19 protein-coding genes are annotated in these 20,781 nt (G+C 60.8%); 2 read left to right on the top strand and 17 right to left on the bottom strand.

The window, feature by feature from the left end; genetic code table 11:
* Positions 1-202 precede the first annotated feature (202 nt).
* From AC3WUT_RS16310 to AC3WUT_RS16290, 5 genes are all read right to left on the bottom strand, one after another.
* Entirely contained in the window at positions 203-1,183 is a 981-nt protein-coding gene (locus AC3WUT_RS16310; RefSeq protein ID WP_492348120.1) for a branched-chain amino acid ABC transporter permease, read from the bottom strand.
* Positions 1,184-1,197: 14 nt separating this feature from the next.
* A complete protein-coding gene (locus AC3WUT_RS16305) occupies positions 1,198-2,082 on the bottom strand; it encodes a branched-chain amino acid ABC transporter permease (RefSeq protein ID WP_492348119.1) in 885 nt (294 codons plus the stop codon).
* Positions 2,083-2,157: 75 nt separating this feature from the next.
* A complete protein-coding gene (locus tag AC3WUT_RS16300) occupies positions 2,158-3,348 on the bottom strand; it encodes an ABC transporter substrate-binding protein (RefSeq protein WP_492348118.1) in 1,191 nt (396 codons plus the stop codon).
* 65 nt (positions 3,349-3,413) lie between these two features.
* Positions 3,414-4,148, bottom strand: coding sequence for an ABC transporter ATP-binding protein (locus AC3WUT_RS16295; RefSeq protein WP_492348117.1), 735 nt, complete (start codon positions 4,146-4,148; stop codon positions 3,414-3,416).
* 1 nt (position 4,149) lies between these two features.
* Entirely contained in the window at positions 4,150-4,920 is a 771-nt protein-coding gene (locus AC3WUT_RS16290) for an ABC transporter ATP-binding protein (RefSeq protein WP_492348116.1), read from the bottom strand.
* 392 nt (positions 4,921-5,312) lie between these two features.
* Between AC3WUT_RS16290 and AC3WUT_RS16285 the strand changes: the two genes are divergently transcribed.
* Complete coding sequence (locus AC3WUT_RS16285) at positions 5,313-6,353, top strand: L-histidine N(alpha)-methyltransferase (protein ID WP_492348115.1); 1,041 nt, start codon at positions 5,313-5,315, stop codon at positions 6,351-6,353.
* 39 nt (positions 6,354-6,392) lie between these two features.
* Here AC3WUT_RS16285 and AC3WUT_RS16280 read toward each other — a convergent pair whose 3' ends face one another.
* From AC3WUT_RS16280 to AC3WUT_RS16265, 4 genes are all read right to left on the bottom strand, one after another.
* A complete protein-coding gene (locus AC3WUT_RS16280; RefSeq protein WP_492348114.1) occupies positions 6,393-7,958 on the bottom strand; it encodes a DHA2 family efflux MFS transporter permease subunit in 1,566 nt (521 codons plus the stop codon).
* An 11-nt stretch (positions 7,959-7,969) separates the two neighbouring features.
* Complete coding sequence (locus AC3WUT_RS16275; RefSeq protein WP_492348113.1) at positions 7,970-9,250, bottom strand: HlyD family secretion protein; 1,281 nt, start codon at positions 9,248-9,250, stop codon at positions 7,970-7,972.
* A 75-nt stretch (positions 9,251-9,325) separates the two neighbouring features.
* Positions 9,326-10,885, bottom strand: coding sequence for an efflux transporter outer membrane subunit (locus AC3WUT_RS16270; protein ID WP_492348112.1), 1,560 nt, complete (start codon positions 10,883-10,885; stop codon positions 9,326-9,328).
* Positions 10,882-11,316 carry a MarR family winged helix-turn-helix transcriptional regulator gene (locus AC3WUT_RS16265; RefSeq protein ID WP_492348111.1) on the bottom strand — a complete coding sequence of 145 codons (435 nt, stop codon included), beginning with the start codon at positions 11,314-11,316 and terminating at the stop codon, positions 10,882-10,884. The genes AC3WUT_RS16270 and AC3WUT_RS16265 overlap by 4 nt, the downstream gene beginning before the upstream one ends.
* 256 nt (positions 11,317-11,572) lie before the next feature.
* On the opposite strand from AC3WUT_RS16265, the gene AC3WUT_RS16260 reads away from it, so the two are divergent.
* Positions 11,573-13,363 (top strand): ABC transporter transmembrane domain-containing protein, encoded by a 1,791-nt coding sequence (locus tag AC3WUT_RS16260; protein WP_492348110.1) that lies wholly within the window; start codon positions 11,573-11,575, stop codon positions 13,361-13,363.
* Positions 13,364-13,411: 48 nt separating this feature from the next.
* On the opposite strand, the gene AC3WUT_RS16255 is transcribed toward AC3WUT_RS16260, so the two are convergent.
* Genes AC3WUT_RS16255 through nuoI form a run of 8 tightly spaced genes read right to left on the bottom strand, consistent with a single transcriptional unit; the run spans position 13,412 to position 20,769 of the window.
* Positions 13,412-13,888, bottom strand: coding sequence for a DUF1178 family protein (locus AC3WUT_RS16255; RefSeq protein WP_492348109.1), 477 nt, complete (start codon positions 13,886-13,888; stop codon positions 13,412-13,414).
* Positions 13,889-13,903: 15 nt separating this feature from the next.
* Positions 13,904-14,212, bottom strand: coding sequence for a DUF2818 family protein (locus AC3WUT_RS16250; RefSeq protein WP_492348108.1), 309 nt, complete (start codon positions 14,210-14,212; stop codon positions 13,904-13,906).
* A 10-nt stretch (positions 14,213-14,222) separates the two neighbouring features.
* The gene (gene nuoN, locus AC3WUT_RS16245) at positions 14,223-15,710 is read right to left on the bottom strand and encodes an NADH-quinone oxidoreductase subunit NuoN (protein ID WP_492348107.1); all 1,488 of its coding nucleotides are present in this window, start codon (positions 15,708-15,710) and stop codon (positions 14,223-14,225) included.
* A gap of 24 nt (positions 15,711-15,734) precedes the next feature.
* Positions 15,735-17,210, bottom strand: a complete 1,476-nt coding sequence (locus tag AC3WUT_RS16240; RefSeq protein ID WP_492348106.1) for an NADH-quinone oxidoreductase subunit M — start codon at positions 17,208-17,210, stop codon at positions 15,735-15,737.
* A 13-nt stretch (positions 17,211-17,223) separates the two neighbouring features.
* Positions 17,224-19,245 (bottom strand): NADH-quinone oxidoreductase subunit L, encoded by a 2,022-nt coding sequence (gene nuoL / locus AC3WUT_RS16235; protein ID WP_492348105.1) that lies wholly within the window; start codon positions 19,243-19,245, stop codon positions 17,224-17,226.
* 15 nt (positions 19,246-19,260) lie between these two features.
* On the bottom strand, positions 19,261-19,569 hold the full coding sequence (gene nuoK / locus AC3WUT_RS16230) for an NADH-quinone oxidoreductase subunit NuoK (protein WP_019577566.1): 309 nt from the start codon (positions 19,567-19,569) through the stop codon (positions 19,261-19,263).
* A complete protein-coding gene (locus tag AC3WUT_RS16225; RefSeq protein WP_492348104.1) occupies positions 19,566-20,222 on the bottom strand; it encodes an NADH-quinone oxidoreductase subunit J in 657 nt (218 codons plus the stop codon). Before AC3WUT_RS16225 ends, nuoK begins: the two co-directional genes overlap by 4 nt.
* 37 nt (positions 20,223-20,259) lie before the next feature.
* A complete protein-coding gene (nuoI, locus tag AC3WUT_RS16220; protein ID WP_027477194.1) occupies positions 20,260-20,769 on the bottom strand; it encodes an NADH-quinone oxidoreductase subunit NuoI in 510 nt (169 codons plus the stop codon).
* Positions 20,770-20,781 lie beyond the last annotated feature (12 nt).

The raw sequence follows: 20,781 nt of genomic DNA, 5'->3' as shown, positions 1-20,781 counted from the left end.
TCCACTCAACCAAGCACCCAGAGCCATCAGACCCCAGCCACCTCGCTAAGCACTGTTCTGTGCAGTCGAGCCCGCTAGTATACACAGAGAAAAGGGCTGATTTGACTGATTGAGACAACCTCCCTTATTAACCAAGTTACTAAATGGGTTAATAAATATCAAATCGAGGGCTTGCGCGAAGCCCCCTCCTTCAGCAGGACGTCTATTTGAAGCGATTTCTCAGGGCCAGAATTTCGCCCATGATGCCTCGTCGGAACGCGAGCACACAGATCACAAAGATCAGTCCGGTCACCATCGTGACCGACTCGCCCAGCGTCTTGAACCAATCGACTCCGCTCAATGCGGCCAGCAGGTTGCCGATTTCGCCAAGTTTGTTCTCCAGGACGACCACAACCGCCGAGCCCAGCAGCGGCCCCGACAAAGTGCCCAGCCCCCCAACCAGGGTCATCAGGATGACTTCCCCCGAACTGGTCCAATGGACATCACTGAGTGTTGCAAAGCCCAGCACCAGCGTCTTCAGAGAGCCGGCCAGCCCGGCCAGCGCCGCCGACAGTACAAACGCCAAGAGTTTGTAGCGTTGCGTGTCATAGCCCAGAGAAATGGCACGCGCTTCGTTCTCCTTGATGCCTTTGAGCACTTGTCCAAATGGCGAATGAATGATGCGGACGATCAGCAGGAAGGCAAGTACCACCACCGCCAGCGCCACGTAGTACATGGTCAGATCACTCTTCAGATCCAAAAGACCAAACAAGGCACCGCGCGGGACGCCTTGCATGCCATCCTCCCCCCCAGTGAACGGGGCCTGCAGGCAGACAAAGAACAGCATCTGGGCCAGGGCCAACGTGATCATGGAGAAGTAGATGCCCTGCCGGCGAATCGCCAACAACCCGAAGACCCACCCCAGAAACGCGCCCCCTGCCGTCCCCAGCAGCAAGGCCCATTCCGGGTTCAAACCCCAGGCCTTGATTGAATGCCCGCACAGGTAGGCCGCACCACCAAGAAAGGCGGCATGGCCGAAGGACAGCAAGCCGGTGTAGCCCAGCAAAAGGTTGAAAGCCGACGCGTACAAGGCGAAGCACATCAGCTTCATGACGAAGACTGGGTAGGCGCCGAGAAACGGTGCGGCTACCAAAGCCAGCAACAGCGCCCCATAGGCCAGCAGATTGTTCGTGTTTTTGTTCATGCCCTGGGCTCCTCTTATTTTTCTTTGCCGAACAAACCGGCGGGGCGAATCAGGAGAACGATGACCATGATGACAAACACGACCGTCGAGGAAGCCTCCGGATAGAACACTTTGGTGAAACCTTCAATCACCCCCAAGCCCAGCCCGGTGAGGATGGACCCCATGATGGACCCCATGCCGCCGATCACCACCACGGCGAACACCACAATGATCAGGTTTTGGCCCATCAAAGGGGTGACCTGGATGACGGGAGCCGCCAGGACACCGGCAAATGCAGCCAGCGCCACACCAAAGCCGTAAGTCAGCGTGACCATCAAAGGCACGTTGATGCCAAAGGCCTCCACCAGCCGCGGGTTCTCGGTGCCCGCACGCAGGTAAGCCCCCAGTCGCGTCTTTTCAATGACGAACCAGGTCGCCAGGCAGACCATCAAAGAAGCCACCACCACCCACGCACGGTAGTTGGGCAGCATCATGAAGCCCAGGTTGGTGGCGCCGACCAATTGGTCAGGCGTGTCGTAGGCCAGGCCAGAGACACCGTAGACGGAACGGAAGACACCCTCGATCAGCAGGGTCAAGCCCAAGGTAAGGAGCAAGCCGTAGAGGTGATCCAGTTTGTAAATCCACCGCAATAACAGGCGCTCGATGAGGATGCCAAAGGCTCCGACCACCAAGGGCGATGCAATCAACATCACCCAGTAGCTGATATTGAAGTACGTCATCGCCATCCAGGTCAGGATGGCCCCCATCATGAACAGCGCACCATGCGCAAAGTTGATGACGTTGAGCAGGCCGAAAATCACCGCCAACCCCAAGCTCAAGATGGCGTAAAAGGACCCATTGACCAGGCCGAGCAACAACTGGCTCAACATGGCGGGCACGGAGACACCGAAGATTTCCATAAGGTACAGGTGGGTGGACGGTAAAAGCAGTCAGGCCGGCAGAGGGAAGACATCCCCCCCACCGGGTTCAGGAGATCATTTCCAAAGCGCGCACTTGGACTCGGCCTTGGTCGTGAAGACCTGATCGCCGGCCATCTTCTTGACCACCTTGTAGTAATCCCATGGCTTGGTCGATTCGGCGGGCGCCTTCACCTGCATGAGGTACATGTCATGGACATAGCGGCCATCGGCCCGCAGCTGACCAGAGGCAAAGAAGTCGTTCATCTTCATGCCTTTCCAGGTCGCCATCACCTTGTCGGCGTCCACCGTCTTGGCCTCCTGCACGGCCTTCAGGTAATTCATCGTGGCCGAGTAATCCGCAGCCTGGATTTCCGTCGGCATGCGCTTGGTCTTTTCGAAGAATCGAGCCGAGAACTTGCGGGTTTCGTCGTTCAGATCCCAGTACCAGGGGGCGGTCAACAGCAGGCCCTCGGTGTTCTTCAAGCCCAGGCTGTGGACATCAGAGATGAAGATCAGCAAGCCTGCCAGCTTCATGGTCTTGCCAATGCCGAACTCCTTGGCCGCCTTGATCGAGTTGATGGTGTCACCACCCGCATTGGCCAGGCCCAGGATCTGCGCCTTCGAGCTTTGAGCCTGCAGCAGGAAGGATGAGAAATCCGACGCATTCAGGGGGTGACGCACCCCACCCAGAATCTGGCCACCCTTGGCCTTCACAACAGCGCTGGTATCGGCTTCGAGTGCATGACCGAAAGCGTAGTCAGCGGTGAGAAAAAACCAGTTGCGACCGCCGCCATCGACCACCGCGCCACCGGTGCCTTTGGCCAGGGCCACCGTGTCATAGGCATAGTGAACGGTGTAGGGCGAGCATTGCTCGTTGGTCAAGGCAGAGGTGGCCGCCCCGTTGTTCACGTAAACACGCTTCTTCTCCTGTGCCACTTTGGCAATCGCCAGGGCGGTACCGGAGTTGGTGCCACCAAAGACCATGGTCAGGCCCTGCGTGTCAATCCACTCACGCGCCTTCGAGGCAGCAATGTCAGCCTTGTTCTGGTGATCGGCCGTCAACAACTCGATCGGCATGCCATTGACCTTGCCGCCAAAATCATCAATGGCCATCTGGATGGCCAGAGCGCCGTTTTTGCCTTCAACGTCGGCGTAGAGGCTGGACATGTCGGTGATGAAACCGATCTTGACCTTGTCCTGCGCCTGAGCGACCGTCATGCCCGAGCAGGCCAGCAAGGCAGCGAGTACGGTGAGTTTGGCTTTCATGTTTGTCTCCTGTGAATGGATCGAAGGGTCACTGTCTGTGATTGGAGTGAATGCGAACCCGGGGCTCAGACGCCCAGGAGCTCGTTGAGCACGGGCATCTTCTGGTCCAGTTCAGCGGCGCCAAACTGTTCGACCATCCGGCCATGCTCCATGACGTAGAAACGGTCGGCCAAGGGGGCTGCAAAACGAAAGTTCTGCTCCACCATGACCACCGTGTAGCCCTTGGTTCGCAAGGTGGTGATCATGCGGGCCAGGGCCTGGACGATGACCGGGGCCAGCCCCTCGGATATCTCGTCCAGCAAGAGCAATTTGGCACCCGTCCGCAAAATGCGCGCTACCGCAAGCATCTGTTGCTCGCCGCCTGAAAGGCGGGTTCCCTGGCTGTGACGTCGCTCGGCCAGGTTGGGAAACATGTCGTAGATCTCTTCGACCGACATGCCCCCGGTAGCGCCTTTCAGGCGCGGTGGCAACAACAGGTTTTCTTCGCAGCTCAAGCTCGAGAAGATGCCCCGCTCCTCCGGGCAGTAGCCCACCCCGAGGTGCGCAATGCGATGGGTGGGCATGGCGATGGTTTCGGTACCATCGATCTTGAGCGATCCCTTTCGAGCTCCGGTCAGTCCCATGATGGCCCGCATCGTCGTGGTGCGCCCGGCGCCATTGCGGCCCAGCAGGGTCACCACCTCGCCGGGACGGACCACCATGTCCACCCCGTGAAGCACGTGAGACTCGCCGTACCAGGCCTGCAAGCCTCGAATCTCGAGGGCCGCCGGCCCAGCGTTTTTGTGAAGCGCCTCGCTCATCTCAGTGGGCTCCCTGCAACTGACCGTCCGTGGTGCCCATGTAGGCCTCCATGACCAGAGGGTTGCGCGACACCTCGGCATAAGGCCCTTCGGCCAGGACAGCGCCACGCTGAAGTACGGTGATCTTGTCGGCGATGTTCGAGATCACGCTCATGTTGTGCTCCACCATCAGAATGGTTCGCCCCAGGGACACCTTCTTGATCAACTGGGTGACCCGGTCCACGTCTTCGTGGCCCATGCCTTGTGTGGGCTCATCGAGCAGCATCAACTCAGGCTCCATGGCCAAGGTGGTGGCGATCTCGAGTGCGCGCTTGCGCCCATAGGGCAGGTTGACTGTCAGCTCGGACGCCATGTCGTCCAGGCCCACTTCGGCCAGCAAGGCCAGTGCCCTGTCATTGAGTTGATTCAAGGTCTTCTCGCTGCGCCAAAAGTGGTAGCTTGTGCCGAGCATGCGTTGCAAGCCGATGCGAACGTTCTCCAGCAAGGTCAGGTGCGGAAACACGGCAGAAATCTGGAAGGAGCGGATGATGCCGCGCCGGGCGATCTGGGCGGGGCGCTCGCGGGTGATGTCGATGCCGTTGAAGAGGATCCGACCCGAACTGGGCTCAAGAAACTTGGTCAGCAGATTGAAGCAGGTGGTCTTGCCAGCACCGTTCGGTCCGATCAAGGCGTGGATGGATCCACGTTCCACGGCCAGATCCACCTGGCTGACCGCTGTGAAGCCCTTGAACTCTTTGGTGAGCTTTTGGGTTTGCAAAATGATGTCACTCATCGTCTCTGGGGCGCTCCGGAAGATGGGGAAAGAGGCAGCCAGGGACCGCTGGCTGCACACACACCTTGTTTCATGTGCATTGAAGTTCATGCTAATGCTGCGCCGCAGCGGCTGATACTGGGGCAAATGCCTAGGTTGGTCGCAAATCGGACACCCTTCTCTGCGGGCTCGACTCGCGCGGCCGATTTGGCCTCAGGTTTGGCAGATGCAAACCACCCACACTCCGTGCAAGCCCGCTTGTGCGCCGCTTGTGAATTCCGATAAGGTCAATCGCACGTCGACCAAAAACAACGACCGGCGAGGAGGCCCCTGATGATCGAAGCACGCACGCGTTTGAACCAGTCCAACCAGTCAGACAGCCCCCCTGCATCTCCCTGAACCGGCAGAGCACCATGGCCCCGGTCGGCCCGATACACCAATGGAACAGCGCGCGCCGTGGCGCTGCCAAGGCCCCACTGCCTTGGCCTGCCACGGCCCTGCACGCCACAAGCGTCTCGGAGGAAATGCAGGCCCAGGTTTTGGTCTCCCTGCAAGGCCAGCCCAGGCAGTTGCCTTGGTCTTATCTGTTCGATTTGCAGGGATCAGCCTTGTATGAATTGGCCACCGAATCACCGGACTACTTTCTGGCCCGCACCGAACTGCGGGTGCTGCACGAGCACGCCGGCGACATCGCACGCCGCATGGGCCCCTGCCCCGAATTGATCGAGTACGGGGCGGGGGCCATGCGCGTGGTGCGCCGCTTGATTGAAGAAGCCGATCAGCCGGTGCGCTATGTGGCCATGGACACCTCGGAGCAACACCTGCAGGCACGCGTATCGGGCCTGCAACATGACTACCCGCACCTGGACATCCAGGCCCTGGCTGGCGACCTGGCACAACCCCCTGCCCTTCCGGCGGCCCACCCCGAGGCGGCACGACGTGTCGGCCTCATCGGAGGCTCTGGCTGGAGCAGGATCCCCCCCGGGGCTCGGCTCACGGCATTGCAGCGGCTGGCCACTGCACTGCGAGGCGGCGCCTTGCTCATCACAGTCGACCAGGTCCAGGACCCGGCGCTGCAAGAACGCGCCTACAACGATGCGCAGGGGCGAATGGCCGAATTCAACCTGAACGGACTGCGTCGATGCCAGAGGGACTTTGCATTGCAGTTGAGCAGTGGCCAATTCCAGCACCAGGTGAAGGTGGATGCAGCAGGCCATTCGGTGGTGCTGCAGTTGACCTGCCCCCGGGGCCTGACCCTGGAGCTGCGCCACCAGGGGCGCGTCACGGCGATCGACCTGCCCGCGGGCGATGCCATTCAAACGCTGCAGATGCACCCGGGTGCGGCAGCCGACCTGCAGGCGCTGGCACGGCGGGCTGGCTTTGCGCCGGGCCCCTGCTGGCAAGACCCATTGGGTCAAGTGGCCCTTTGCTGGCTGGAGGCTCCCCCTCTCTGAAGAAGCAGGGAGCCCGTCTTGCGCACCCCGCCCTGGACCTCAATGGGCGCCAGCGGCTGCGTCGGCGCCGCCACCTGTTCCGGGCAAGGGGTGGGACAACCACACCAAGGGGATCAGGGCCAGAAAGATGAAGGCCGAGGCCAGAAACACATCATTGGCCGCCAGCATGAAGGCCTGCTGGTCCACCAGGCGATTGACCTGCGCCAAGGCCTGTTCGGGGCTCAAGCCGGCGGCATTCAAGCCCTGCAACGCCCCCATGGCGGTCGCATTGCCCTGCTGAATCGACTCCACCAACTGAGCATGGTGCAGGCTGGCCCGGTTCTCCCAGACCGTGGTGGAAATGGAGGTCCCAAAAGCCCCCGCCGTGATGCGGGCGAAGTTGGACAAACCCGAGGCAGCCGGAATGCGGTCTGGCGTGATGCCCGACAACGTGATGGTGACCAGCGGAATGAAGAAGAAAGCCATCGCCACACCTTGCACGATGGTGGGCACCATGATGGTGGCCAGATCAGCCTGCGTGTTGAAGTTGGACCGCATCCACAGCACCAGCGCAAACACCGCAAAGGCGAAGGTGGCAAAGTAACGCGGATCGAACTTGGCAATGTTCTTGCCGACCCAAGGCGACAGCACAAGGGCCATCAGCCCCACCGGGGCCATCACCATGCCCGCCTGGGTGGCGGTGTAGCCCATGTACTGCTGCAACCACAGCGGCAGCAGCACCACGTTGCCAAAGAACAACCCATAGCCCACCGACGTGGCCAGGGCACCGGCCCAGAAGTTGCGCCGCTTGAACAAGGCCAGATCCACCACGGGATGATCGTCGGTCAGCTCCCACACCAAAAACAGCGCCAGGCCCACCACGGCCACCACCGCCAAGCCGACCACCACGTCCGAGTGGAACCAGTCGTTCTCCTTGCCGATGTCCAGCGTCACCTGCATCGCGCCGATCCAGATCACCAGCAAGGCCAAGCCCACCGAATCGATCGGCAGTTGCTTGGTCGGCGTCTCGCGCTTGTGGTAAAGCATCCAGGTGACCAGGGCTGAGACGATACCCACCGGGATGTTGATGTAGAAGATCCAGGGCCAACTCATGTTGTCGGTGATCCAGCCCCCCAGCAAGGGCCCCATCACCGGCGCAATCAGGGTGGTCATCGACCACATGGCCATGGCGAGCCCGGCCAGGGCACGCGGGTAGCTGGACAGCAGCAGGCCCTGCGACAGCGGAATCATCGGGCCAGCCACAAAGCCCTGCAGCGCACGCAGCGCGATCAGGCTGCTCATGTTGGGGGCCAGGCCGCACAGCCAGGAAGCCAGCACGAAGAGCAGCACACTGATGACAAACAGGCGCACCTGCCCCACCCGCTGAGACAACCACCCCGTCAGCGGCACGGCAATGGCGTTGGCCACGGCAAAGCTGGTGATCACCCACGTGCCCTGATTCGGGCTGACGCCCAGGTCGCCGGCAATCGCAGGCAGTGACACGTTGGCAATCGACGTGTCCAGCACGTTCATGAACGTGGCTGCCGACAGGGCGATCGTGCCCCAGGTGCGGGCCGCCCCCTCCAGAGGAGGTGGGGGCGAGAAAGCCGCAGAATTGGACGACATGCTGTGGCCTTTCAACGGGCGTTCTGAGCCACCACGGGCGCCGCCGCAAAAGCAGCCTTGGACAAGCGCACGGGATGTCCCACATTGGCCGAAATCACCCGGTTGATCAGCGTCGTGGCTTCGTCATCGGGCACGGCGTAGACCTGGGTTTGCACCGCCGCGTTGTCGCGTGGCGCATCGGCCAGCGTCTTGCCGTCGCGATTCGTCACATCCACCTCGGCATCCATGGACAAGCCAATGCGCAAGGGGTGCTTGGCCACCTCTTCAGGATCCAGGGTGACGCGCACCGGCACCCGCTGCACCACCTTGATCCAGTTGCCGGTGGCGTTCTGGGCCGGCAGCAACGCAAACGCGGCCCCCGTGCCCACGCCCAGGCCCGCCACCTTGCCGGTGTACTCCACCTTCTTGCCCCACAGGTCGGCCGTGAGCTTGACCGGCTGTCCAATGCGGATGTTGCGCAGCTGAACCTCCTTGAAGTTGGCGTCCACCCACAGCTGATTCAGCGGCACGATGGACATCATCGGGTTGCCAGCCGCCACACGCTGGCCCAATTGAACCGTGCGCTTGGCCACATAACCATCGACCGGGGCCGGCAAGGCCGCACGGCGCGAGGCCAGGAAGGCCTCATGCACCTTGGCCGCGGCCGCCAGCACGCTGGGGTGGGTCTCCACCTGGGTGCCGTCAGTCATGGCCTTGTTGCTGGCCAGTTGTTCGCGCGCAGCCACCACGCCGGCCTGGGCCGCCGCCAGCACACTGCGTGCATTGGCCAGTTGGGTCTGGGTGTGGGCCAGCTCCTCGCGGGACACAGCCCCATTGCCGCTCAGGGATTGGCGACGATTCAAATCGTCCTGGGCGCGCTCGATCTCCAGTTGGGCCTTGGCCACATCGGTTTCGCGCAGCTTGACCTGGGCCTCCAGGGAGGCGTTGTTGGCATAGAGTGTGCGCACCTGGCGCACCGTCTGCGCCAAGTTGGCCTGGGCTTGCTCCAGGGCCACAGCCACATCGGCGGTATCCAGGCGCACCAGTGGCGCACCGGCCTTCACGAAATCCGTGTCGTCCGCCAGGATGGCCGTGACCGTGCCGCTGATTTGCGGCGTGATCTGAATCAGATTGCCTTGCACGTAGGCGTTGTCAGTGGTCTCGTAGTGGCTCGAGACCATCCACTCGTAGGCCGCCCAGCCCGCACCGGCCAGCACCACCAGGGCGGCAATCGACAGCAGGCCCTTGCGTCGCGAAGCCTTGGCGGACGACGGATCGAGCGAGGGGGCAGAGTTGTTTTGTGGAGCGTTCATGATGAATCCTGTGTGGGTAAGGAGCGGGGCGCATCAGCCGTGGCCCGCGCTGGAGTCAATGGGGTCGGGGCGCTTTCAAGGGGTGGCCGGGGTGGCCGCCGTGTCGGCTCGCTCGCCTGCCAGGGCCGACTGCAAGCGGATGGCCCCGTTTTCCAAGGTGCTCCGGTCGTTGGCCACGGCCACTGGCGTGGTCGGCAGACCGCCCCCGAGGGCGCGCCACAAGGCCACCTGGGTATCAATGACCCGGGCTTTCAGATCGACAGCGGCACGGCGCTGTTGCAGCACATTGCTCTCCGTGGCCAAGACCTGCAGGTAGGTGCTCAAGCCGGCCTTGTAACGTTGCAACGCGATCTGATGGGCATCTTCAGCGGCGTGCTGGGCATTTTTTTGCTCGATCTGCTGGCGCTCAAGCGACTGCGCGGTGACCAACTGGTCGGCGACATCACGAACAGCCTCCAGCACCGCGCCGTTGTAGGACTCGATGGCGGTGTCCAGATCGGCCGTCTTCACGCGCAGGTTGGCTCGCAGGCGCCCCCCAGAAAAGATCGGCAGATTGATGGCGGGGCCGACGCCCCATTGCTCGCTGCTGGACTTGAGCAGATTGGAAAAACCGAGCGCAGAGAACCCGGCATAGGCCTTCAGATTGATGTTGGGATAAAACTGTGCACGGGCCACATCGGTGTCGCGGCTGGCGGCCTCAACCCGCCAACGGGCAGCCACGACGTCGGCCCGCTGACCGAGCAGGTTCAAGGGCACCTCGGCCGGGCCGACAACGCCCAGCGCCCCGGGCAATGACGGGACCTTCAGCCGCTGGGCCACCGCAGGGTCGCCGACCAAGGTGGCCAACGCATTCTTGGCCAAGGCCTGTTGCTCCTGCAGGGCTTCGATCTGTAGTTGCGCCTCGGGAATGCCACCCTGGCTTTGGCGCAGTTCCAGTTGGGTGTCCAGGCCTGCAGCCAGCCGCGAGCGGACCAGGCCCAGCATCTCCTTGCGTTGTTCCAGGGTACGCTCGGCCACCTCCAGTTGGGCGCCCACGCGAGCCAACTGATAGTAAGAGCGGACCACATTGCTTGCCAGCAACAGGCGGGCGGCCTGCGCATCGGCCGCCGCCGCCTGCACAGAACCGATGGCCGAATCCAGGGCCGCACGGTTCTTGCCAAAGAAATCCAACTCCCAGGAGCCCGACAACTGCACCGTGCCAGAGTCTTCCACACTGCCGCCCAGAGGCGCAGGGTAAAGGCTGTTGGCGCTGTAGAGTTCACGGTTGATTTCTGCCCCGGCGCCCAGTTGGGGCAACAAGGCCGCCCGAGCCACACCGGATTGGGCCTGCGCACGCTCCAGGCGCAAACGGGCCTGTTGCAGACTGGGGTTGCCACGCAGAGCCTGTTCAAGCAACGCATCCAATTGGGCGTCGCCATACTCACGCCACACATCGGCACGCAGCCAAGGCAGTGACGGGGTGGGCTGATTGGCGTCGGCACGGGTGCCCAGGGTGGAGGGATCGCGCAGCTTGGCGTGGCCTTGGATGCCTGAGAAGTCAGCACACGCTGACAATGCGACCACGGCGCCGATGGCGGCCACGGCAGTCGCAAAACGCTTGCGCCGGTCTGCATGGCGCTGAGGATGTTTGATCATGACTTGCCCTTCGCAGCAACACCATCGGCCTGGGACTGGATGTGCTCTGCGTTCTTGAGAATACGTTGAAGAAATTCGACGAGTTGCAGCCACTCGGACTCCGAGAAGCCTTCAAGCATGCTGTTTTGCATGTTGCAAAGCACCGCTGGAATGATCCGGGCAGCCTCCTCGCCTTCAGGCGTCAGCTCCAGGTTGACCACCCGCCGATCGGATACCGATCGAACCCGACGGCACAGGCCCTTGCCCTCCACCCGGTCCAACAGCCGCGTCATGGCCCCGTTGTCCAGCTGGCAGGAGCGGGCCAATTCAGCGACGCTGCCGCCTTTGCGTTCGTAAAGCTTGATCAGAGGAATCCACTGCGCATTGGTCAAACCGTGCGGCTCCATCTTGCGGTCGATCTCCAGGCCCATCAGCCTGACGATGTGGCGCATGGTGTAGCCCACACTGATCTGCCCTCCGTAAGATTCGGGTCGGTAGAACCCCGGCGCGGGGGCACCCCGTTGGCTTGAAGAATCGGATGACATGGGTCAAAATATTATTTGCCCAGGCAAATATTGTCAAGGCTGAGTCTGCTGAAGCAATGTTAATTTTCAGTAAACACTGCATCGACAGACTGGGAACGCTACAGTCGCGAAAACCCAGCACACTGCACACTGGGCCATCCGCTCGCAACACAGGCATTTCACGATGAACTCCCCCGCTTCCGCCAAAGCCTCCCCCCGCGCACTGGGGGGCTTGCGGCCTTTCCTGTCCCCTTACCGGGCCGCCATCGGACTGGCCTTGCTGTTTCTGCTGCTGGCGGCAGGCGCAACGCTGGTGTTTCCGCAAGCCCTTCGCAGTCTGATCGACGGAGGCCTGCTGCCGGCCCACCGGGACCAGCAGGCCCTGGCACTCGGCCAGCACTTTGGCGCGTTGTTCGGCGTGGCCGCGGCACTGGCGGTGTTCTCGGCAGCGCGCTTCTACACCGTGAGCTGGCTGGGAGAACGCATCACCGCCGACCTGCGGGATGCGGTCTATGCCCATGTGCTGGATCAGAGCCCGGCGTTTTTTGAAACCACCCAGACAGGTGAGGTGCTGTCGCGCCTCACCGCCGACACCACCCTGGTGCAGACCGTGGTGGGCTCGTCGTTGAGCATGGGCCTGCGCAATGCCGTCATGGGCCTCGGTGCGCTCGGCATGCTGGTATGGACCAACCCACTCGTCATGGGTCAGGTCCTACTGGCCCTGTTACTGATCGTGGCCCCCTCGGTCTGGTTCGGGCGTCGGGTACGCCGCCTGTCGCGTGCCAGTCAGGATCGTGTCGCGGACGCCAGCGCCGTCGCTGCCGAAGTATTGAATGCAGTCAGCACTGTGCAGGCCAACAATGCGGGTCAGCGAGAGGCCAACCGATTCAGTGCAGCCACAGAAGCGGCGTTTCAGACGGCGGTACGCCGCAGCAAAGCCCGATCCGTCTTGGTGGCCTTTGTGATCATGGCCACGAGCGCCGCATTGCTCTGGGGCCTGTACGAGGGCACCCAGGCGGTGATGCGGGGCACTTTGAGTGCCGGGGAACTGGGGCAGACCGTGGTCTACGTGCTGATTCTGGCCAGTTCAGCGGCCGTGTTGGGCGAGGTGTACGGTGACCTGCTGCGAGCGGCCGGCGCCACAGAACGCCTGATGGAACTGCTTCACACGCCACCCACGATCACCAGCGGCGCTCATGCTCCGGCGTCAGCCAGCGAGGCCGCCGGGGTGGCCATTGCGTTCGAGAACGTGCAATTTAACTACCCCTCTCGCCCCCAGCAGCCTGCGCTCAACCATTTCACGCTGCAGATCGCCCCTGGAGAAACAGTGGCATTGGTCGGCAGCAGCGGTGCCGGTAAATCAACGGTGCTGCAGTTGCTGCAACGTTTCTACGATGTGACCCCGACGCAAGCCATTCGCCTGGATGGCATTCCATTGGCCGATTGGAATCTGGACGCCCTGCGCGCCCAGATCGGTGTTGTGCCCCAGGACGCCGTGATTTTCTCGAACACCGCTCTGGAGAACATCCGTTACGGCAGCCCCGGGGCGACCGACGCCGAAGTGATGGCGGCCGCCCGGGAGGCTTTTGCCGACGAGTTCATCCGAGCCCTGCCAGAGGGCTATCACACATTTTTGGGCGAACGCGGTGTGCGGTTGAGTGGTGGGCAGAAGCAACGGCTCTCCATCGCGAGGGCCTTGCTGCGCCGCCCCCGCCTTCTGTTGCTGGACGAAGCCACCAGTGCCCTGGACGCCGAAAGCGAGCGCATGGTGCAGGCGGCACTGGAAGCGGCCCTGCATGGCGGCGAGCGCCAACGCACCACACTGGTCATCGCGCACCGCCTGGCCACGGTCCAGAAGTCGGACCGCATCGTGGTGCTTGATCAGGGTCAAGTCGTGGAACAAGGTCGTCACGAGGATCTGATGGCCCTGGGCGGCGTCTATGCTCGCTTTGCCAATATGCAATTGCTGAGTTGAGACCCCACTACCGCTCAGGGGGCGCCGGGGGCGCCCACGGGGCGTACCTTATTGCAAGGTCTCTTTGGCCGCCACCGGCATGGGGATCGGCAGCACCGGAATGCCCTCTTCCACCAAGGCCAAGGTCTCTTCAACCGTGGCTTGGCCCCGTATGCCGCGTTCGGGGGCCTCTCCATGGTGAATGCGACGAGCCTCCTCGGCAAAGGCAGGACCCACGTCTTCCGTCTGACGCACCACCTCACGGGCCAACTTCAGCCAGGCGGCTTGCAATTCCTGTTTCCCGGCCGGGGTTGCCGGTTGTGATGCAGTTTGAGAGTCCGGCCTTTTGGCCGGCACACGGGACGCTGATTCACGTGATCCACTGAGGTTCAAACGTGGCGCCGCTGGGAGCTTGTGAACGGTGTGATCACCACAAACCGGACAACTCACCAAGCCCTCAGCGAGTTGGCGTTGAAATTCCGCCTCGGAGGCAAACCAGCCTTCAAACCCGTGTTGGGCGGCGCACTGCAGGTTCAGAACCTTCATGAAGGACTACCGAATTCAGGCGCCGCGCCGATGCTTGAGAAGATAGCGATAGACGAAGCCCGGAAAGGCCAACGTGAGAAACAGGCAAAACGTGGTCGCATAAAACTCCCACCCTTGCGGGGCAGCCTGACCGGCGCGTTGCTCCATGCCCCAGGCGAAAAAGCCGACCAGCACATAGAAAAATACCAGCTCCAGCAAGCGCCAGGGCAAGGCTTTGACCGTTGCAAATGGAATCACCGCCAGCAGGCGGTGATTCAGAAAAGGCAGGTTGGCGGCAACCAGTGCCGCCAGGATGACCAGCCAAACAGAAACCGTCTGGTTCACGGCGGCAGACTCAGGAACCCAGCGTCAGCACGATGGCCCGGGCGCACAGGGTCATCAGACCACCAGGCAGCAAGCCCAGCAACAGAATCAGCGCCGCGTTGATGGACATCACGATCCGAACATCAGCAGGTGCCGACACGGTGGTGGCCGTCAAAGGCTGGTCAAAGTACATGACCTTGACCACACGCAGGTAGTAGAAGGCGCCGATCAAGGACATCAGCACGGCAAATACGGCCAAGACGATGTAGCCGTTCTCACCTGTGGTGACCAAGGCCTGAAGCACCGACAGCTTGGCATAGAAGCCTGCCAGCGGGGGAATACCCGCCATGGAGAACAGGCACACCGACATCACGGCTGCGTAGAAGGGGCTGCGTTGGTTGAGGCCTGCCAGATCGGAGATCTCTTCGCTCTCGAAACCTTCGCGGGCCAGCAGCAAGATCACACCGAAGGTAGCCAGAGTGGTCAACACGTAGGTGACCACATAGAACATCGCCGAACTGTAAGCATTGGCCGCTGGCAAGGTGGTGCCATTGACCACACCCGGGATCAAACCCAGCAGGACAAAGCCCATCTGGGAGATGGTCGAGTAGGCCAGCATGCGCTTGAGGTTGGTCTGGACCACACCAATCAGGTTACCAATCAGCAAAGAGCAGACCGACAACACCAACAGCATCTGCTGCCAGTCAATGGCCAAGGGCAGCAAACCTTCAACCAACAGGCGGATCACGATGGCAAAGGCCGCAAACTTGGGTGCGCCGCCGATCATCAGGGTGACGGCCGTCGGAGCACCTTGGTACACGTCGGGAACCCACATGTGGAAAGGCACCACACCGAGCTTGAAAGCCAGCCCCGCCACCACAAAGACCAGACCAAAGACCAGCACCTGGTGATCCACCTGGCCAGACCCCACAGCCTTGAACACCTGGCCCAGGTCCAGAGAACCGGTGGCACCGTACAACATGGACAGGCCGTACAGCAAGAAACCGCTGGCCAGCGCGCCCAATACGAAATACTTCATGGCGGCCTCAGACGAGGTCGCATGATCGCGGCGCAGGGCCACCAAGGCATAGCTCGACAGGGTCAACAGTTCCAGACCGAGGTAGATCAACAGGAAGTTGTTGCCCGAGATCATCACGAACATGCCGAGCAAGGCGAACAAGCTCAGCGTGAACATCTCGCCACCGCGCAACATGCCGCGGTCGAAAGCGTAGGGGCGACCGTAGACCAGGGTCACCAGCATGGCGATCGAGGCAAAGCACTTGAGCCAGTTGCCCATCGGATCACTGACCACCATGCCGTTGAAGCCATAGAAGGTCTGGCCACTGTCGGCATACATGGCCTGCATGCCCGCCACCACCACCAGGGTGATCACAGTCAGCAAGTAGGTGGCAGTGCGACGGGGGCTGCTCACGCCCAAGTCGAGAATGGCGATCACACTGGCCATGGCCAGCAAAATGACCTCTGGGTAGATCGTGATCCAGCTGAGTTTGTCAATCATCTCGTTTCTCTCTGGTCAGGCTGGTCAGTTCAGCTTCGAGGCTGCGACGTGTTGCAGCAAGTCAGTGACCGATGCGTTCATCACATCAGTGAAAGGCTTGGGGTACAGACCCATTGCCAGAACAGCAATGGCCAGCAGGGTCATGATCAGGAACTCGCGGGCATTGATGTCCGTCAGTTCACGCACGTGGTCGTTGGTCACAGGCCCCAGGTAAACACGCTTGAACATCCAGAGGGTGTAAGCCGCACCGAAGATCAGGGCCGAGGCCGCCAGCAGACCCAACCAGAAATTGGATTGAACTGCCCCCAGGATCACCATCCACTCACCCACAAAGCCAGCCGTACCCGGCAGGCCACAGTTGGCCATCGAGAACAGCAAGGCAAAAGCAGCGAACTTGGGCATGGTGTTCACCACACCGCCATAGCTGGCGATCTCACGCGAGTGAACCCGGTCGTACAGCACGCCAATGCTCAGGAACATGGCGCCAGACACAAAACCGTGGGCAATCATCTGCACCAGACCACCGGCCACGCCGAGGTCGTTGAAGATGAAGAAACCCAGGGTCACGAAGCCCATGTGCGCCACAGATGAATAGGCCACCAGCTTCTTCATGTCCTTTTGGACCATGGCCACCAGACCCACATAGATCACGGCCGTCAGCGACAGACCGATGATCAGCCAAGCCCACTCGCGCGAGGCGTCGGGGGCAATGGGCATGGAGAAACGCAAGAAACCATAGGCACCCAGCTTCAACATGATGGCCGCCAGCACAGCGGAACCACCCGTGGGGGCTTCCACGTGCACGTCAGGCAACCAGGTGTGCACCGGCCACATCGGCACCTTCACCGCAAAAGCTGCGAAGAAGGCGAAGAACAGCAGGGTCTGGGCGGTCGAACCCAGCGGCAGCTTGTGCCAAGTCTGGATATCGAAGCTGCCACCCGAGGCTGCGTACAGATAGATCAAGGCCACCAGCGTCAGCAGCGAGCCGAGCAAGGTGTACAAGAAGAACTTGAACGCTGCGTAGATCTTGTTCGGACCACCCCAGATGCCGATGATCAAGTACATCGGAATCAGCGTGGCTTCAAAGAACACATAGAACAGCATGCCGTCCAGTGCGGAGAACACACCGATCATCAAACCGCTGAGGATCAGGAACGCGCCCATGTATTGATTGACGCGCTCGGTGATCACCTCCCACCCTGCGATCACGACGATCACGGTGATGAAAGCGGTCAAGGGCACGAACCAGAACGAGATCCCGTCAAGACCCAGGTGGTAGTGGATGTTGAAACGTTCGATCCAACTCACGTTTTCAACAAACTGCATGGCCGAGGTGCCGATCTCGAAGCCCGCGTACAGCGGCCAGGTGACCAACAAACCACAGACTGCACCGATCAGGGCGACCCAACGGACCACCTTGGCATGCTCATCACGGCCCAAGGCCAGCAGCACGACACCAAAAACAATCGGTGTCCAGATTGCAAGACTCAACAATCCCATTTTTGTTTTTCTCCTACTTGTTGAGCCAGACGAAATACGTCATGAAGACAAACACACCCAGGATCATCACCAGCGCATAGTGATAGATGTAGCCGGATTGGATCCAGCGCACCAAGCCAGCGACCCAACCGACCAGCTTCCAGGAGCCATTGACCACCGCACCATCGATGATGGCTTGGTCGCCGGCCTTCCACAGACCCAGACCCAGACCACGCGCACCGCGGGCGATGATGTTTTCATTGATCCAGTCGAGGTAGTACTTGTTCTCGAGCAGGTTGTAGATTGGCTTGCAGGCCGACTTGATCGCAGCAGGCAAGGCCGGATTGATCATGTACATGTAGTAGGACAGCGCCACGCCAGAAAGAGCCAGCCAGAAAGGTGCCGTGCTGACCGCGTGCAGGGCCATGGCGGCCGAACCGTGGAATGCGTGGGCCAACTCTTCCATCACCTGGTGCTTTTCGCCATCCACAAAGATCACGTCCTTGAAGAAGTCGCCAAACAGCATGGGTTCGATGCCGATGTAGCCGATGATCACCGAAGGAATTGCCAGCAAGACCAGCGGCAGGGTCACCACCCAGGGAGACTCATGTGGCTCGTGGTGGTCGTCATGATGGCCATGGTCATCGTGACCATGGTGGGCATCCGGGTTCTGATCAAATCGCTCTTTGCCGTGGAACACCAGGAAATAGAGGCGGAACGAGTAGAAGGCAGTGACAAACACACCAGCCAGCACCGCGAACGAGGCAAAACCAGCGGCGGGCAGATGGCTCTCATGCACCGCTTCAATGATGCTGTCCTTGGAATAGAAGCCTGCAAAGAACGGTGTGCCGATCAGGGCCAGCGAACCAATCAACGAGGTGATCCAGGTGATGGGCATGTACTTGCGGACACCGCCCATCCAGCGGATGTCCTGGTTGTGGTGCATGCCCATGATGACCGAGCCAGCGGCAAGGAACAGCAGCGCCTTGAAGAACGCGTGGGTCATCAGGTGGAAAACCGCCACCGAGTAGGCCGAAGCACCCAGCGCCACCGTCATGTAGCCCAGCTGAGACAGCGTCGAGTAGGCCACAACGCGCTTGATGTCGTTCTGGATGATGCCCAGGAAACCCATGAACAGAGCCGTGATGGCGCCGATCACCATGATGAAGTTCAGAGCCGTATCGCTGAGTTCAAACAGCGGCGACATGCGAGCCACCATGAAGATACCGGCGGTCACCATGGTGGCCGCGTGGATCAGGGCCGAAATGGGGGTGGGGCCTTCCATGGAGTCCGGCAGCCACACGTGCAACGGGAACTGGGCGCTCTTGCCCATGGCACCAATGAACAGGCAGATGCAAGCCACCGTGATCAGCATCCAGTCGGTGCCGGGGAAGGTCAGCTTGGCCAGTTCGTCGGCCTTGGCAAAGGTTTCGGCATAGTTCAAGGTGCCACCGTAGGCAGCCAGCAGGCCGATGCCCAGGATGAAGCCGAAGTCACCCACGCGGTTGACCAGAAACGCCTTCATGTTGGCAAAGATGGCCGTCGGCTTGTTGAACCAGAAGCCAATCAGCAAGTAGGACACCAAGCCCACCGCCTCCCAGCCGAAGAACAGCTGCAGCATGTTGTTGCTCATCACAAGCATCAGCATGGAGAAGGTGAACAGAGAGATGTAGGCAAAGAAGCGGTTGTAGCCCTCATCCTCTTCCATGTAACCAATGGTGTAGATGTGCACCATCAGCGACACGAAGGTCACGACGCACATCATCATGGCGGTCAGGCTATCGATGAGGAAGCCAACCTCCATCTTCAGGCCACCCACCACCATCCAGGTGTAGAGGGTTTCACTGAAGCGGGCACCTTCAAAAGCCACGCTCTTGAAGGTGAGTGCCGACAGCACAAAGGCGACGAACACGCCCAGGATGGTCAGCGAGTGGCTCAGGCGGCGACCAATCCAGTTGCCGCCGAACGCCGTGCCAAAAATCCCGGCGAGGATCGACCCGGCCAGCGGTGCCAGCGGCACCGCCAGCAGTGTGGATGCAGAAAGCGTTGCGCTCATTGTTGGATTCTCTGGTTAGCCTTTGAGCGTGTTGAGTTCATCGACATTGATGCTGTTCTTGTTACGGAACAGAAGCACCAGGATCGCCAGACCGATGGCGGACTCAGCGGCCGCAACGGTCAGGATGAAGAACACGAACACCTGACCGTGCACATCGCCCAGGAAATGGGAGAAAGCGACGAAGTTCATGTTGACGGCCAGCAGCATCAACTCGATGGCCATGAGCAGAACGATCAAGTTCTTGCGATTCAGAAAAATCCCGATCACCGACAGCGCGAACAGCACAGCACCGATCGAAAGAAAATGTCCAAGAGTCAATGTCATTTGGCTTTCTCCGGTTCAGCGGCGGGGGTCGGCTCAGCCTTGCGGGTCACAGCCACCTTCACCAGTTGCATGCGATCACGGGCCTTGACACGCACCTGTTCGGAGGCATCGACGAACTTGCTGTCCTTGCGCTGGCGCAGGGTCAAGGCAATCGCCGTGATCATCGCGACCAGCAGGATCACGGCTGCAATTTCGATCGGGTAGACGTATTGCGTGTAAAGCAGCTTGCCGACTTCCTGGGCGTTGGAGTACTGAACGCCCTTGGCAGCGGCTTCCGCCATGGCGGCCGTCGCAGGCTCTTCGGTCAGGCGGAACCCACCCAGCAGCACACCGGCCATTTCCAGAGCGACGACAGCACCCATCAAGGCGGCCAGCGGGAAATGCTTCCAGAATCCCTTGCGCATGCTGTCGATATCGATATCGAGCATCATCACAACGAACAAGAAAAGCACCATCACAGCACCGAGGTAGACCAGCACCAGGGCGATGGCCAGAAATTCGGCCTTGAGCAGCAGCCAGATGGCCGAGGCCTGAGAGAAGGCCAGCATGAGGTAGAGGACAGCGTGCACAGGGTTGCGCGCTGTGATCACTCGGAAGGCTGCAAAAAGCAGCACCACCGAGAAGAGATAGAAGAAACCAGTCTTGGCGTCCATGAATCAGATCTTTTCAGGGTTCAGGCGAGGAAGCTGATCAACGGTATTTCGCGTCTGCCGCCTTGGCAGCCGCAATATCGCTCTCGTAACGGTCGCCCACCGCCAACAGCATGTCTTTGGTGAAGTACAGGTCACCCCGCTTTTCACCGTGGTACTCAAAAATATGCGTTTCCACGATCGAATCCACCGGGCAACTCTCTTCGCAAAAACCGCAGAAGATGCATTTGGTCAGATCGATGTCGTAGCGGGTGGTGCGACGGGAACCGTCGGCACGAACGTCCGATTCGATGGTGATGGCCATGGCCGGGCAGACCGCTTCGCACAGCTTGCAGGCGATGCAACGCTCTTCGCCGTTGTCGTAACGGCGCAAGGCGTGCAGGCCACGGAAGCGGGGCGAGAGAGGGGTCTTTTCCTCGGGAAACTGAACCGTCACCTTGCGTTTGAAGGCGTAGCGGCCCGTCATGGCCATGCCCTTGAACAACTCGAAAAGCATGAAGCTCTTCAGGAAGTCCGTGAGCGAAAAAGGGGAAGCTGCAGCGACTGTCATGTTCTTGCCCAC

It is taken from the genome of Curvibacter sp. EU05-FHT14A10, assembly GCF_058791075.1.
This window is presented reverse-complemented; position numbering and strand designations above follow the sequence as displayed.